The sequence below is a fragment of the Selenomonas sp. oral taxon 138 str. F0429 genome (genome assembly GCF_000318175.2).
Taxonomy (GTDB): Bacteria; Bacillota; Negativicutes; order Selenomonadales; family Selenomonadaceae; genus Centipeda; species Centipeda timonae.
Genome location: NZ_KB290939.1, coordinates 225,193 through 238,820 on the forward strand (window position 1 = coordinate 225,193; position 13,628 = coordinate 238,820).

General features: G+C 57.4%; 13 protein-coding genes, 1 pseudogene and 1 riboswitch. Of the genes and pseudogenes, 11 read left to right on the top strand and 3 right to left on the bottom strand.

The window, feature by feature from the left end:
• Positions 1 to 337 precede the first annotated feature (337 nt).
• Together HMPREF9163_RS06110 and HMPREF9163_RS12670 are read right to left on the bottom strand one after the other, a co-directional pair.
• Positions 338 to 2,032, bottom strand: a complete 1,695-nt coding sequence (locus HMPREF9163_RS06110; RefSeq protein WP_037346289.1) for a methyl-accepting chemotaxis protein — start codon at positions 2,030 to 2,032, stop codon at positions 338 to 340.
• A 493-nt stretch (positions 2,033 to 2,525) separates the two neighbouring features.
• Complete coding sequence (locus HMPREF9163_RS12670; RefSeq protein ID WP_255351096.1) at positions 2,526 to 2,654, bottom strand: hypothetical protein; 129 nt, start codon at positions 2,652 to 2,654, stop codon at positions 2,526 to 2,528.
• A gap of 61 nt (positions 2,655 to 2,715) precedes the next feature.
• Here HMPREF9163_RS12670 and HMPREF9163_RS06115 point away from each other — a divergent pair, with 61 nt between their 5' ends.
• From HMPREF9163_RS06115 to HMPREF9163_RS06155, 9 genes and pseudogenes are all read left to right on the top strand, one after another.
• Positions 2,716 to 3,285: a gamma carbonic anhydrase family protein gene (locus HMPREF9163_RS06115; protein WP_009440851.1), complete on the top strand. Its 570-nt coding sequence runs from the start codon at positions 2,716 to 2,718 to the stop codon at positions 3,283 to 3,285.
• Positions 3,285 to 3,698, top strand: coding sequence for a hypothetical protein (locus HMPREF9163_RS06120; RefSeq protein ID WP_009440852.1), 414 nt, complete (start codon positions 3,285 to 3,287; stop codon positions 3,696 to 3,698). The genes HMPREF9163_RS06115 and HMPREF9163_RS06120 overlap by 1 nt, the downstream gene beginning before the upstream one ends.
• 144 nt (positions 3,699 to 3,842) lie before the next feature.
• Positions 3,843 to 4,814, top strand: coding sequence for a TAXI family TRAP transporter solute-binding subunit (locus HMPREF9163_RS06125; RefSeq protein WP_009440853.1), 972 nt, complete (start codon positions 3,843 to 3,845; stop codon positions 4,812 to 4,814).
• Positions 4,815 to 4,996: 182 nt separating this feature from the next.
• Positions 4,997 to 5,971, top strand: coding sequence for a TAXI family TRAP transporter solute-binding subunit (locus HMPREF9163_RS06130; RefSeq protein ID WP_037346291.1), 975 nt, complete (start codon positions 4,997 to 4,999; stop codon positions 5,969 to 5,971).
• Positions 5,968 to 6,435 (top strand): DUF1850 domain-containing protein, encoded by a 468-nt coding sequence (locus tag HMPREF9163_RS06135; RefSeq protein ID WP_009440855.1) that lies wholly within the window; start codon positions 5,968 to 5,970, stop codon positions 6,433 to 6,435. The genes HMPREF9163_RS06130 and HMPREF9163_RS06135 overlap by 4 nt, the downstream gene beginning before the upstream one ends.
• 93 nt (positions 6,436 to 6,528) lie before the next feature.
• Positions 6,529 to 8,448 (top strand): TRAP transporter permease, encoded by a 1,920-nt coding sequence (locus HMPREF9163_RS06140; protein ID WP_009440856.1) that lies wholly within the window; start codon positions 6,529 to 6,531, stop codon positions 8,446 to 8,448.
• The gene (locus HMPREF9163_RS06145; RefSeq protein ID WP_009440857.1) at positions 8,445 to 9,662 is read left to right on the top strand and encodes a YwqG family protein; all 1,218 of its coding nucleotides are present in this window, start codon (positions 8,445 to 8,447) and stop codon (positions 9,660 to 9,662) included. Before HMPREF9163_RS06140 ends, HMPREF9163_RS06145 begins: the two co-directional genes overlap by 4 nt.
• 285 nt (positions 9,663 to 9,947) lie before the next feature.
• Complete coding sequence (locus HMPREF9163_RS06150) at positions 9,948 to 10,211, top strand: type II toxin-antitoxin system RelB/DinJ family antitoxin (RefSeq protein WP_009440858.1); 264 nt, start codon at positions 9,948 to 9,950, stop codon at positions 10,209 to 10,211.
• Between the two features lie 2 nt (positions 10,212 to 10,213).
• Positions 10,214 to 10,481, top strand: a pseudogene (locus HMPREF9163_RS06155) (Txe/YoeB family addiction module toxin).
• A gap of 73 nt (positions 10,482 to 10,554) precedes the next feature.
• Here the strand turns inward: HMPREF9163_RS06155 and HMPREF9163_RS06160 are convergent.
• The gene (locus tag HMPREF9163_RS06160; RefSeq protein WP_037346294.1) at positions 10,555 to 11,298 is read right to left on the bottom strand and encodes a transmembrane domain-containing protein; all 744 of its coding nucleotides are present in this window, start codon (positions 11,296 to 11,298) and stop codon (positions 10,555 to 10,557) included.
• Positions 11,299 to 11,452: 154 nt separating this feature from the next.
• A riboswitch (molybdenum cofactor riboswitch) is annotated at positions 11,453 to 11,611 on the top strand.
• Between the two features lie 90 nt (positions 11,612 to 11,701).
• Here HMPREF9163_RS06160 and HMPREF9163_RS06165 point away from each other — a divergent pair.
• Positions 11,702 to 12,706: an iron ABC transporter permease gene (locus HMPREF9163_RS06165; protein WP_037346296.1), complete on the top strand. Its 1,005-nt coding sequence runs from the start codon at positions 11,702 to 11,704 to the stop codon at positions 12,704 to 12,706.
• Positions 12,706 to 13,491, top strand: coding sequence for an ABC transporter ATP-binding protein (locus HMPREF9163_RS06170; protein ID WP_009440862.1), 786 nt, complete (start codon positions 12,706 to 12,708; stop codon positions 13,489 to 13,491). Before HMPREF9163_RS06165 ends, HMPREF9163_RS06170 begins: the two co-directional genes overlap by 1 nt.
• The last annotated feature ends 137 nt before the right edge of the window (positions 13,492 to 13,628 follow it).

The window sequence follows — 13,628 nt, forward strand, 5'->3', positions numbered from 1 at the left end:
GGGCAAAAAAGATGCGTCAAGATGGCGGTGCTGAGTTTATCAGTGCTTCCCTAACGATAGGTGGAGGGAGGTGCAGGTTATGGCGGATATTTTCATATCTTTGGCGGTGGGTATCGCAGCGAGCTTGATAGCTGCGTGTATCTACGACCGTATCCGTTAGCGGCAGTATCATCTCTATCTGTGCCGGAGCGGACTGACTACCCGTGAACGCACACGAAAAGCCCCCGCAGGTGACTAATCTGCGGGGGCTTTTGCGGTGCAGATGACGGAACATCATCTTCATATCTTTGTGCTCAAAGTATAACACATTTTGCAGAGTGTTTCAAGCCCTATACTATTACAGCTTAAACTTCGACGTAATGTCGTTGAGCTTGCCGGCAGTTTGCGCGAGGGATTCGGCGCTGTCGCTCACGTCGTGCAGGCTTGCGCTCTGCTCCTCGGAGGCGGCGGCGACGGTCTCTGCGTTCGCGCCCGTCTTCTCGGCGACGGCGCTGATGTTCTGCGCGTTGCCGACGACATCCTGCATATCCTGCGCTGTGTGGTCGACGGCCTGACTGATGTGTGCGATGCTGTTGCGTACGTCGTCGAGACGTTTCTGGATGGAGTCGAAGCTCTTCTCCGTCTCGACCGTGACCTCCTTGCTCGCGGCGACCTTCTCCTCGGCGTTTGTAATCGCACCGGCGGCGAACTGGATGCTCTCGATCATCTGGCTGATCGTCTGCTCGATCTCATTCGTGGCGGCGGAGCTCTGCTCGGCGAGCTTGCGCACCTCCTCGGCAACAACGGCAAAGCCGCGTCCCGCCTCGCCCGCACGCGCCGCCTCGATGGCTGCATTGAGGGCGAGGAGGTTTGTCTGACCCGCGATCTCGCGGATGGTGGTGACGACGTTCTTGATGGCGTCGGAGCCGGTGACGAGTTTCTCCGAGACGCGTGAGATCTCGGTCATGGAGTCGCTGACGGTTGCGTTTTGCTGCACGAGCTGCTGGATGTACTTCATGCCCTGATTTGCATCCTCGACAGCGTCGCTTGCGGTCTGGTTCGCATGGACGCCGCTCGCGCTCATCTCCTCAGTGCGCGCGCTGACCTGCTCGATAGCGTTCGAGATTTCGCTGATGCTGCTGTTGTTGTGCACGGCGTCGGATGCAACATCCGTAATCGTGTGCGCGATGCTCTCGGAGACCTGCATCTGCGACTGCACGGAGGTCGAGAGCGAGTCACTCTCCTTCGAGAGGTTGTCCGCCTCGGTCTGGATCGAGCGGACGATGTGATGGAGGGCGTCCTTCATCTCAAGCAGTTCGTTTGCCATGTCGCCGATCTCATCGTTCCATGTCGCGCGTGTGCCCTGGAAGGAGAGGTCGAGCTTGCCGAGCTTACCAACATCGCCGCGCAGTTTGACGAGACGACTGGCGAGACGGCGTGCGTACCATGTGGCGGCGACACCGATACCGATGATGCCGACAATGCTGATGATGAGCACGATGATAAAGACGTGATCGACGTTGCTGTTCAGCTTCTCGAGCTGCTGCTCCTGTACAGCCGTCTGGGTCTCGGCTGCCTTGTCAAAGAGTGCGTCGATCTCGTCCGCCTTCTTGCGCAGTTCGTTGGATGCCGTTGTTGCTGCCTCAATATCGTTGCGCTGGTAGAGGGAAATGATATCCTTCGTCTTCTCCGTGTAGTCGCTCACAGCCTTGCGCAGCGTCTCACCGCGCTCCTTTGCGTCGGCGTTGACCGCGTGGGCGGCAAAAATGTCGAGCTGCTCGGATGCCTTCTTGAGCTCGTTCTCCGTATCCGTCGCACGGTTCGCGTCGCGCGTGATGATGTAGCCGCGCAGCTCGCTCAGACCCTGATGGAAGTCATCCTCCGCCTCGAGCAGCGTGATGCTGTTCTTGACCGTCACGGAAAGCAGATGCTGATACTCTGCACTCGTCGACTTGAACTCATAGAGCACGACGGCGAGCAACACGATCATCAGTGCGATGACGCTGCCGACCAACCCCGTGAGCTGCAGCCCGATGGGCATTCGCTGTCCCATAAAAATCCTCCTCGTTTCCTTCCCACGGTCACATTCCTGCGTGTTCTCAGGCACTGTGACGCCATATATATGCATAAATATTTTGCGCTTGATGGGACGACTTGTCAATCCCTTTTTTAGAATGAGAAAAATTTTTTTCTAAAACAGACACAGGCTATTGCAATGAGGCAGGGAATATGATAAATTTACATCCATAAATTTCCTGCCTGCACGATGCACCGGGCGTTCGCTGTGGACGACGGGGGCGGTGCACGCACTTTTGGAACGATTAGCCGGCCTTGGTGAGGGAGTACCTCGGGACTTGGCGGGATGATTAGTGTCTGCACGACGGAATCTTTGATATATATTGTGCATAGACGACCAAATGACGGCAGGAAATCGAAGCTGGTGCATTCACCAGCTTTTCTTTTTGTCCAAAATGCAGTACAATGAAACGAATGGCTTATGTAGGAGGTCTTTGTTGTCGATTCTATTGTTATGGTAGAAAAGTGCATTACACGTATGATAAGGTCGAGCGGATCGAGATGCGCCGCTCTCTGAGGGCGCGGAAGCCGCGCCGACGACAGGCGCGATGCAGGGGGAAATCGGACGTGACGCGCTTGCCGCGCATACCTACTATCATGCGGTGCACGGCAGCGTACCGTTTGAGGCAAAAGGGTGATTCCTTTTAGAAAGGATACATTATGTTTACATTCAAAGGGGACGGCTTCCCCAGTTTTCATGGTATTGTGCCGCAGATTCACGAGGAGGCGTTCGTCGCTCCGCAGGTATTCCTCTCGGGCGATGTACGCATCGGACAGTATGCGAGTCTCTGGCCGGGCGTCGTCGCGCGCGGTGATGTCAACTACATCTCGGTCGGCGACTGCACGAACATCCAGGATCTCACCTGTCTGCACGTTGCGGATGACAACCCATGCATCATCGGGGACTATGTGACCGTCGGGCACAGTGCGTGCGTCCACGGCTGCGAGATCGAGGATCACGTGCTCATCGGTATGGGCGCGGTTATCCTGACGGGGGCAAAGATCGGGCGCGGTTCCATTGTCGCAGCGGGTGCTGTTGTGAAGGAGAATGCCGTCATCCCGCCGAACTCCCTCGTTGCAGGGGTTCCCGCGAAGATCGTGCGTGAGAATATCGACCGCGTCGCGACCATCCATGCGCAGGCGCTCAAGTACAAATGTGAGTGGGCAGTGGAGTACGGTGTCTATCCCGAGATCGGCGGCGAGCGCTTCCACGGCGAGAAGGTCATTTGATGGCGGAGGAGGATCTCGTCCGCCAGCCGCACGGGCGTGAGCAGCAGGTCAAGATGGAGATCGTCTCCATGATTCATGGCGGCGAGTCGCCCTACGATGTGATTTTTCACGTTGCGCAGTGGCTTGAGAAAACCTCGGGTGAGCCGGGCTACGCACAGTACGTCGAAGACGCTATGCGCGCGGTGTATGGCTGTGCACTCATGCACGTGCGCCCGATGGAGGACGAGCTGCGCGATGTGGAGGAGCGCCTTGCGCGCATCCGCATCGCCTACGAGAAGCCGGAGTTCACGGAGGAGGAGAAGAAGCGCATTCGCTTCGCCATCGACCTGCACGTGAAGAATATCGCCCGCCTCAAGGAGTGCATTGCACGCGCGAAGGCGAACGGTGAGACGGCGGAGATTGTCAAGAACTAGACCGATTTGGCGCACAATTTTATACATAAAAATCATAAAGCCCATACCTTGCGCGTATGGGCTTTTTTGTGATAAAATATAGACAAATCCCAGAATTGCGGGATGATTTTGAGAACTGAATCGTGTCGTTAGGAGGAAAGGATCATGAAGATTTCGACCGTAAAGAAAGTTTTTGCGGCGGGCGCAGTCCTCGCTGCAGCGGCGGTACTCTTCACAGGATGCAACGGCAACTCCGGCGTGGAGGGCAAGAAGTTCATCAACATTGGTACGGGCGGCACAGCGGGCACGTACTACCCCATCGGCGGCGCGATTGCCGAGATCCTGACCAAGGAGATTCCCGGTACGGAGGCGAGCGCGCAGAGCACGGGCGCGTCCGTTGCCAATGTCAATATGCTTGGTGACGGGACGATCGATCTTGCGACGGTGCAGAACGACATCGCGTATTATGCCGCGAACGGAACGGAGATGTTCAAGGACAAGAAGATCCACGGGCTGCAGGGCATCGCGTCGCTCTATCCCGAGACCTGCCAGTTTGTGACGCTGAAGTCTTCTGGGATCAAGAGCCTCTCAGAACTCAAGGGGAAGCGTGTTGCCGTCGGCGCAGTAGGCTCCGGTGTGGAGGCGAATGCGCGCCAGATTCTCGAGGCGTATGGTGTTACCTATGACGATATCGACGAACAGTTCCTCTCGTTCGCTGAGGGGGCAAGCGCGCTGAAGGACGGCAATGTGGATGTCGCCGTTCTCACAGCGGGCTATCCGACGGCGTCTGTGCAGGACATCGCCGCACAGAATCCGATTCGGCTCCTCCCTGTGGACGAAAATATTGCAGACCGCCTGACGGCGAAGTATTCGTTCTACACGAAGACCGTCATTCCCGCAGGGACCTATGCGGGCTTTGATGAGGCGGTGCCGGGCGTCTCCGTTATGGCGATGCTCGTCGCGGGACCCACGGTGAACGCCGACCTCGGCTACAGCGTGACGAAGGCGATCTTCACGAATCTCGACCGTCTGCAGACGGCGCATGCCGTCGGCAAGCAGATCTCGAAGGAGACGGCAAAGAGCGGCATGTCGCTGCCGATGAACGAGGGTGCGGAGAAGTATTTCAGCGGAAAGTGAGTGCGGATTTGACGCGCGTGTTCCGATGACGATGCCGCAGTGCTCCTCTATACGCGTGTATACCATCATACAAGAAGCCCTCCGCTTGCGTATGGAGGGCTTTTTATGATAAGATACGTTTATTATCGCCGCATGCGACGATAGTTCGAGAACTTTTCTATTGTATAATGGAGGGAAAGAACATGAATATCTCTACCGTAAAGAAAATTCTTGCGGCAGGCGCGGTCCTTGTATTCTCTGCCGCGCTTCTCACCGGCTGCGGCGGCGACTCCGCATCGTCGGGAGACAAGAAGTTCCTCAACATCGGCACAGGCGGCACGGCGGGTACGTACTACCCCATTGGCGGCGCAATCGCCGAGGTGCTGAACAAGGATATCCCCGGTATGAACGCGAGCGCACAGAGCACGGGTGCATCCGTTGCGAACATCAACATGTTGCGCGACGGCGCTGTTGACCTCGCGACGGTGCAGAACGACATTACCTACTACGCCGTAAACGGCACGGAGATGTTCAAGGATAAGAAGGTCGACGGGCTGCAGGGCATTGCATCGCTCTACCCCGAGACCTGCCAGTTCGTGACGCTCCAGTCCTCCGGCATCAAGAGTCTCTCAGAGCTCAAGGGCAAGCGTGTAGCCGTAGGAGCTGCAGGCTCGGGCGTAGAGGCGAATGTCCGCCAGATTCTCGCAGCATACGGCGTAAGCTATGACGATATCGACGCGCAGTTCCTCTCGTTTGCCGAGGGGGCAAGTGCGCTGAAGGACGGCAACGTGGATGTCGCCGTCCTCACGGCGGGCTACCCAACCGCATCGGTGCAGGACATCGCTTCGCAGAACCCCGTGCGTCTGCTCCCCGTGGAGGAGAAAATTGCGGACGAGCTGATCGCGCAGTATCCGTTCTACACGAAGACTGTCATCCCTGCAGGAACGTATGCGGGCTTTGATGAGGCTGTTCCGAGTGTCTCCGTCATGGCGATGCTCGTCGCGGGACCCTCGGTGAACGCAGACCTCGGCTACAGCATCACGAAGGCGATCTTCTCGAACCTCGACCGTCTACAGGCTGCGCATGCTGTCGGCAAGCAGATTACGAAGGACACGGCGAAGGCGGGGATGTCCCTGCCGATGAACGCGGGTGCGGAGAAGTACTTTAACGAGAAATGAGAGCGTATCTGATTGCGCTTCTCGCGGCGGGTTTCCTCGTTGCGTTTGACATTCTGAGCGCACCTGCACTCTTTATGCAGGCGGATGGAACAAAGACCGTCCTCGTGCGGCAGATTCGCGGCGAGACACCGCTGACGATCCACTTCATCCATTCTGTGCAGAAAACCCCCGTCGAGGAGTTCCTGACCGTGCATGCGGACGGACATTTCCATCTGACGGGCACGCGCTATCAATCGCACGGCGTGGGGCTGCCCTTTCTCCCCGAGGAGGGCTCGTTCCGACAGGAGGGGGACTACTTCGTCCTCGATATGGATCGCGACTACAGCGAGCTGAGCCTCCGTACGGGCGTCGGCACGGAGCTCATGATCGAGGCGGGCGGGGAACGCATCCCCGTCTACGAGATGTACCCCGTCGGCACGCGCATCGACCTCGTCGTTGCGCCGCTCTACACCTACCTATTTTGAAATTCCGAGGCTGCTAATGTGCGGCCTCGTATTTCTTTTTCATTTCTTTTTTTGAACTATATAAAAATTTCCCCAAAGGATGTGAACTCCCCTATGACCGATCAGAAGACTGCGGAGGCCGTGCTCAAGAAGTACGACCGCGAGTCGAATACCGCCCATTATGCGGGGCTGCCGAAGAAGATTATCGCCGCCATTGCAATTACATTTTCCATCTTTCAGCTCTACACGGCAACCTTTGGCGTTCTCGACGCCCAGCTACAGCGTGCCGTCCATCTTGGATTCGGCCTTGCGCTCGCGTATCTGCTCTATCCATTTCGGCGCGCGTGGACACGGGACACCTTCTTTCACCCCATCGACGTCGTCTTTGCCGTCCTCGGTGCGGCGGCGCCTGCCTACATCGTTATTCAGTACCGCGAGCTCGTGACGCGCGCGGGTACGGTGACGACGCCCGATGTCATCGTCGGCGGCATCGGCATCCTCCTCGTCATCGAGGCGACACGGCGCGTCGTGGGACTGCCGATGGTGACAGTCGTGCTCTTATTCCTCGCATACGCCTTCCTCGGCCCCTATATGCCGGGCGTCCTGGCGCATCGCGGGCTATCGATTGAGCAGCTCATCAGTCACCTCTATTTCACGACCGAGGGCATCTTCGGCATTCCGCTCGGCGTGTCCTCGACGTTCATTTTCCTCTTCATCCTCTTCGGTGCGTACCTTGAGAGTACGGGGCTCGGCAAGTTCTTCATCGATCTCGCCAATGCCGTTGCAGGCTGGGCGAGCGGCGGCCCCGCGAAGGTTGCCGTGCTCTCAAGCGGACTCATGGGCACGGTCTCAGGCAGCTCCGTCGCGAATGTCGTCGGCACGGGCTCGCTTACGATCCCGATGATGAAGAAACTCGGCTACAACGCGAATTTTGCGGGTGCAGTCGAGGCGGCGGCATCCACGGGCGGACAGCTTATGCCCCCGGTCATGGGCGCAGCGGCGTTCCTCATGGCGGAGTTCGTCGGCGTCCCCTACATCGAGGTCGTCAAGGCGGCGGCAATCCCTGCGCTCCTTTACTTCACGGGCGTCTGGCTCGGTGTGCACTTCGAGGCAAAGCGCAAGAACCTAAAGGGCATCCCGCGCAGCGAGCTGCCAAACCCGATCACGCTCATCAAGGAGCGTGGGCACCTCGCGATTCCGCTCGTCGTCATCGTCTATCTTCTCGTCTCGGGTTACACGCCCATGCGTGCGGCGCTCGTCGCCATCGTCCTCTCCATCACCTGCGCCATGCTGCGGAAATCCACGCGCATGAAGCCGATTGAGATCGTCTACGGGCTTGAGCGCGGCGCGAAGGCGGTGCTCGGCGTGCTCATCGCCTGCGCGGCGGCGGGCATCATCATCGGTGTCGTCACCAAGACGGGCGTTGGACTGCGCCTTGCCTCGGGGCTCATCGACCTTGCGGGCGGCATGCTGCTCCCTGCGATGTTCTTCACCATGGTCACGGCGATCGTCCTCGGCATGGGCGTGCCGACCACGGCGAACTACGTCATCACCTCCACCATTGCCGCACCGGCGCTCGTGCAGATGGGCGTGCCCATCCTCGCGGCGCATATGTTTGTGTTCTACTTCGGCATCATTGCGGACGTGACCCCGCCCGTCGCGCTCGCCGCCTATGCGGGGGCGGGCATCAGCGGAGGAAATGCACTCAAGACGGGCGTGCACGCGTCCAAACTCGCGGTCGCGGCATTCATCATCCCGTACATCTTCGTGCTGTCCCCCGTCATACTGATGGTGGACGCGACCCCACTCACACTCATCCTGGCAACACTCTCCGCACTCGCGGGCATGATTGCCGTCAGCTCCGCGCTCTGCGGCTTTCTCGCCGATCACTGCCGCCCCTATGAGCGGCTGCTCCTCATCATCGCGGGGGTGCTCATGATCAAGCCCGGCGGCACAACCGACCTCATCGGCTGCGTCATCTTCGCTGTCATCCTTGTGATGCAGTATCAGCGTGTGAAGAAGGCGGCGGAATGAAGACCGCGCAGGAATATATAGAGGAGCGCAGCTTTTTCGATGCCATCAAGATGCTGAACGAGGTTTCGGAATCCGCGCGTGATGCGCTCTGGAACTATCGTATGGGCTATGCCCTCTACTTTTATGCGATCAATCGGTATCCGAAGCTGTGCATTCTGCGTTTGGCTCTCGGCTATTTGGAGCGTGCAGACGAGGATACGGCAAGCAAGGCGGAGATCGAGCGCGTCTTCTTTGGCAAACCCGGCGGCATGACCGCGCGGTGCCAAGAGGCGGTTGAAAACAAGCACGGCTGGTATGCGGAGGAGCCCGCTTCTATGAGTGTGGAGCAGCTCGTACGTGAGGCTGAGGCAGAGCGCGAGCGTGTGCGCCGTGAGGTGACGGCGTTCTTTGAACGTACACAGCGGCGCGAGATTGCGATCTCGCATCATCCTGCACAGGAAAAACTCCCCGTTGGCGCGAGCAAGTTCTACGGAACGCCCGACCTGCCCGCAGATTTTGACTGGCCGTACTATAAGGGAACGGACTTCGAGGGGGTGACGAAGAATCGCCCGCTTGCCTTTCTCGCGCAGATCAATCTTGGTGAAGCCGCGCAGTATGACCGTACAGGGCTCCTGCCGAAGACAGGTGTGCTCAGCTTCTTCTATGAGACCGTGTCAATGGAGTGGGGCTTTGAACTAAAGTCTGAGGGATATGCGCGCGTCTATTATTTCCCCGAGACGGAGGGGCTTGTCCCGACACAGATTCCGGAGGAAACGAAGGAGTGGAGTGTGGGCGAGCAGGCGCTGACCTTTGCGGATGCCGTCAGTCTCCTGTCGTCTTTTGCATACAGCCGCAGGAGCGGGAAAGAGGTGGATTGGGACACCTACAACGAACTGCGGGCGGAGTTCGGATACGATGCTGCCGCACACGAGGACAATCCCATGAAGATGCTCGGCTATGCCGACGAGATTCAGAATGAAATGGAGCCGGAGTGCGAACTCTACAGCAGAGGCATTGACGGGGATGTGCAGGAAGAGCTCTCCGAAGAGGAGGAAGCGGAACTTGTGAGAAATGCTGCAGATCGCTGGGTGCTGCTGTTTCAGATGGGCACCGTCGAGGACGATGAAACGGAGCTCATGTACGGCGACTGCGGTCTGATTTACTTCTGGATTCGGAAGGAGGACCTTGCCGCGCGCAATTTCGACAACGTTCGTCTGATTTTGCAGTGCGGCTGACATGAGATGGAATGTGAGAAGCAACCCTTGATTTTTAGCTTGGAATTGAGTAAAATATACCTAGAACAGAGGGGGTATCTCAGCCCTGAGTGAGACTTATAAAGCGAGCTTCTCTTGGCTCTGAGCAAGAAATTTATGAGAGAGCGTTTCGCTGCTCTGAGTGCGACTGTAACAGACGGAGAGGGCTGATGCCTTCTCCGTTTTTCTGTTCTACGAGAAAATAAAGAAAAATGCTTGCAAAATTCATTACACCATCGTATTCTATTTGATAGAGGAGGGATTCTGATGGAACAGGCAGTTAATGTGAATTTTCGCTTAGATGCAGCGGTTAAGAAGAATATGGAGCAGGTTTGCGCCGAACTCGGACTCTCCATGAGTGCAGCATTTACAATTTTTGCAAAGAAGGTCGGCAGAGAGCGGCGAATTCCGTTCGACGTATCCATTGATCCGTTTTACGATGAACGCAATCTGCGCTATCTGGAACAGAAGATGGCGGATTATAAGGCGGGCAAGCTCCGCTTCGTCGAACATGATCTGATTGAGGACTGACGATGCGCAGGCGAGGCATTCAATGGGATTTTGATGCGTGGGAGGACTATCTCTATTGGCAGCAAAATGATAAGAAGATTGTCAAACGTATCAACCAGATCATCAAGGACATTGTACGCAGCCCGTTTGACGGAATCGGCAAACCCGAGCCTTTGAAAGAAAAATCTGGCGGGATTTTGGAGTCGCCGTATCGACGGTGAACACAGGCTTGTCTATCTCGTCCAAGAAAACACGATACTGATCTTTGCCTGTCGCGGACATTACGAGTGAGTATTGCGCTGTGCAGTAAAAAACGAGGAATCCCTGTGCAGGGATTCCTCGTTTTTATGTGCAGACGTTTATCTTACTGTTTCTCTTCCGCTTTGACCTCGATCGGGGCATCCTCGACGAGCTGCTGCGGCTCCTCCTCCTCCTTCTTGCGGCGGAGGAAGAAGAACGCGCCTGCACCGATCAGGATGATAACCAAGACGATCGTGCCGATGATCGCCGTCTTGTTCCAGAGACGGAACGCGACCTCGATCTTCGACGACTCGCCCGTGACGAGGGTCTTGCCGAGGTTCCATGTGAGCTGCTTGCCATCGTTCTCCGAGCGGTCAGCGTTCGAGCTCGTGGGCGCGACGGGCAGGTTCATCTGATAGGTGAACGTGATGTTGCTTGCAAATGCACCCGCGCCGCCGCCGTTCTGGCTGCCCTCAAAGAGCAGGTCGAAGTTGTAGTCCGTGTAGAACAGGCTCTTGTTCGCGGTGATGCCTGTGTTCTTGCCCTCGTTCGCCTTGAAGAAGTCATTTTCCGAGAGCTTGTCGATCGTGGCGTAGTGCTCCGTAATCTCGTAGCCCGACATGTTCTCCTTCGTCACGGGGGTGACCTGCGCGTCAGGATTCTTCGCTGTCGTCGCCGCCTTGCTCTGCTCGACAATTTCGGCGAGCATGGGCACGCTGACGAGTGTCGTCTTGAGGTCAGCGCTGCCGTCCTCGTTGATGACGACGTTCACATCGCCGCTGAAACAGCCGCTCGTGAGTGCGAGTACGCCGAACATCGTTGCCGCGAGGACGGTGCGCATCGAGCGTGTGCATCGTGTCAGAAACATAAGATACCTCCTATAAATTCAAATGATACCGATTCCATTATATTTTACATGAGCACGCCGGCTTTTGCAAGACGGACGATTGGCAGGGGCAATGTCGTGATTTTTTTCATTGTATTATTTTGTGTCTCATGCTATACTCATAAAAAATATATATTATTTTTATGTTTTTCGAGCTGCCGTACCTGTGGCATATGCTATGGTGCGTCAGCCTGACTGCGGCTCTGGGATTGCGGTCACGGGGGAAGGTATGGAAACGTCCTTCCCTGCCCGCAGACATTTGTCTGCATTGCAAAGGAAAACCGGCAGGGGGACTGCGCTCTTTTTGTGCGCTGTAATTGCTCGCTGGATTTTTCCGGCGGGCATTTTTTGTTGGGAAATTCTGGATTTGCGGGAAAGGCGTTTTATGGGGCAGTATGCACGTATGATGACGGCGGGAAGTATACTTGCCGTGCTGTTTTTCATTCTCTCACTTTCGGTCGGGCGGTTCTATGTCCCGTTCGATCAGGTGGCAGCGATTCTTGCATCGAAGTTTATTGAAATCCCTGTCACATGGGATGCGTCGATGTATAACGTCGTCATGGTGATCCGTCTGCCGCGCGTGCTCGGGGACATTCTCGTCGGCGTTGCGCTCGCGGTGTCGGGTGCGGCGTATCAGGGAGTCTTCCGCAACGATCTCGTCTCGCCGGATCTGCTCGGTGTCTCGCAGGGCGCGAGCGTGGGCGCGTGCCTTGGGATTCTCGCGCATCTGACGCTCGGCGGCACGGCGGTCGCGGCATTCCTCGGCGGCATCGCGGCGGTGACGATGACACTCATGCTGCCGAAGCTCGTGCAGAGCCGCTCGCGCATCGTGCTCGTCCTCTGTGGCATCATTGTGTCGGGCTTTATGGCGGCGGTGATCGGTCTGCTGAAGTACCTCGCCGACCCCGATACGGAGCTGGCGGATATTGTCTACTGGCAGCTCGGCAGCCTTGCAAAGGTGTCGTGGGACAATCTGCTCTACGTCACGCCGATCATCGTCTTCACGCTCGCGGGGCTGCTTGCGATGCGCTGGCGTATGAATGTGCTTTCGCTCTCGGATCAGGAGGCGGCGAGCCTCGGCGTGAATGTGCAGCGCGAGCGTCTTGCCGTGATTGCACTCGCGACCCTGCTGACAGCATCGGCGGTGTGCCTGAGCGGAACGATTGGCTGGATCGGTCTCATCCTGCCGCATCTGGCGCGAATGCTGGTCGGCGGCAATCACGCACATCTCCTGCCCGCAACGGCGGTACTCGCCGCGTCCTTCCTGATGCTCGCCGATCTCCTCGCACGCACGCTGACCTCGGCAGAGGTGCCGCTCGGGATTCTCTGCGGTTTTGTCGGCACACCGTTCTTTGCGTGGATTCTCTATCGCCAGCGGAGGTATTTCTGATGGAGCGCGCAATGCTTTGGCTCGACGACGGTTCGTTTCGCTACCGTGCGGACGCGCCGTACATCTTCGAGCATATCTCGTTTTCGATCAAGGGCGGTGAGGTGCTCGCGCTCCTCGGGCGCAACGGTGTCGGCAAGTCAACGCTCCTCGCGTGCCTGATGGGATTTCAGGAGCTGACGCAGGGACGCATCTATACGAACGGGCAGAACATCTATGCGATGTCGCCGCGTGAGCGCGCGCGGGAGATCGCGTTCGTGCCGCAGATCATCAGCGCGGAGAGTTCGTTTACGGTGCGTGACTATGTGTCCTTCGGCGCGACGGTGCGCACAGGGATGTTCTCCGCGCCGAGCAAGGCGGACTATGCGCAGACGGATGCGATTCTCGAGGAGCTCGGTATTGCGCACATTCGCGACCGCCAGTGCAGGGAGCTCAGCGGCGGGCAGCGGCAGCTGGTCGCCATCGGGCGCGCACTGCTTCAAAATACGAGGCTGATCCTTATGGACGAGCCGACGGCGGCACTCGATGTGCGCAATCAGGTGCTCGTTCTCCAGACCATCGACAGCTTGCGTGCAAAGGGCTACGGTGTCGTCTTTACAACGCATCTGCCCGAGCAGGCACTGCTCCTGAACAGCCGCGTCGCGCTCTGTTTCGGCACGCATATGGATTTTTACGAATCCGTGGATGAGGTGCGGGCATCTCATCTGGAGGAGCTGTACGGGACGAAGCTGAGCCTTTTCCACAGCGACAATGTGCAGCGTACGGTCTGTGTGATTCCTCGTCTGTAGTATGTCGTGCATCCCCCTCGCGAACGCCTCGTTGCACAAGCGGTCGCACACTTATCTGCCTAAATACCTGCGGATTCCAAACGCGCTTCGCTTGAACGAATAAAATCCGCAGGGGGCAGAACGTGTGCTTTTCCCGC

Excerpts from the sequence above, each read along its gene's own strand:
- HMPREF9163_RS12670 (WP_255351096.1), bottom strand. The coding sequence starts at position 2,654 with ATGATAGTAGGTATGCGCGGCAAGCGCGTCACGTCCGATTTCCCCCTG.
- HMPREF9163_RS06135 (WP_009440855.1), top strand. The coding sequence starts at position 5,968 with ATGAGAGCGTATCTGATTGCGCTTCTCGCGGCGGGTTTCCTCGTTGCG.
- HMPREF9163_RS06115 (WP_009440851.1), top strand. The coding sequence starts at position 2,716 with ATGTTTACATTCAAAGGGGACGGCTTCCCCAGTTTTCATGGTATTGTG.
- HMPREF9163_RS06145 (WP_009440857.1), top strand. The coding sequence starts at position 8,445 with ATGAAGACCGCGCAGGAATATATAGAGGAGCGCAGCTTTTTCGATGCC.
- HMPREF9163_RS06140 (WP_009440856.1), top strand. The coding sequence starts at position 6,529 with ATGACCGATCAGAAGACTGCGGAGGCCGTGCTCAAGAAGTACGACCGC.
- HMPREF9163_RS06160 (WP_037346294.1), bottom strand. The coding sequence starts at position 11,298 with ATGTTTCTGACACGATGCACACGCTCGATGCGCACCGTCCTCGCGGCA.
- HMPREF9163_RS06165 (WP_037346296.1), top strand. The coding sequence starts at position 11,702 with ATGGGGCAGTATGCACGTATGATGACGGCGGGAAGTATACTTGCCGTG.
- HMPREF9163_RS06150 (WP_009440858.1), top strand. The coding sequence starts at position 9,948 with ATGGAACAGGCAGTTAATGTGAATTTTCGCTTAGATGCAGCGGTTAAG.
- HMPREF9163_RS06120 (WP_009440852.1), top strand. The coding sequence starts at position 3,285 with ATGGCGGAGGAGGATCTCGTCCGCCAGCCGCACGGGCGTGAGCAGCAG.
- HMPREF9163_RS06110 (WP_037346289.1), bottom strand. The coding sequence starts at position 2,032 with ATGGGACAGCGAATGCCCATCGGGCTGCAGCTCACGGGGTTGGTCGGC.
- HMPREF9163_RS06125 (WP_009440853.1), top strand. The coding sequence starts at position 3,843 with ATGAAGATTTCGACCGTAAAGAAAGTTTTTGCGGCGGGCGCAGTCCTC.
- HMPREF9163_RS06170 (WP_009440862.1), top strand. The coding sequence starts at position 12,706 with ATGGAGCGCGCAATGCTTTGGCTCGACGACGGTTCGTTTCGCTACCGT.
- HMPREF9163_RS06130 (WP_037346291.1), top strand. The coding sequence starts at position 4,997 with ATGAATATCTCTACCGTAAAGAAAATTCTTGCGGCAGGCGCGGTCCTT.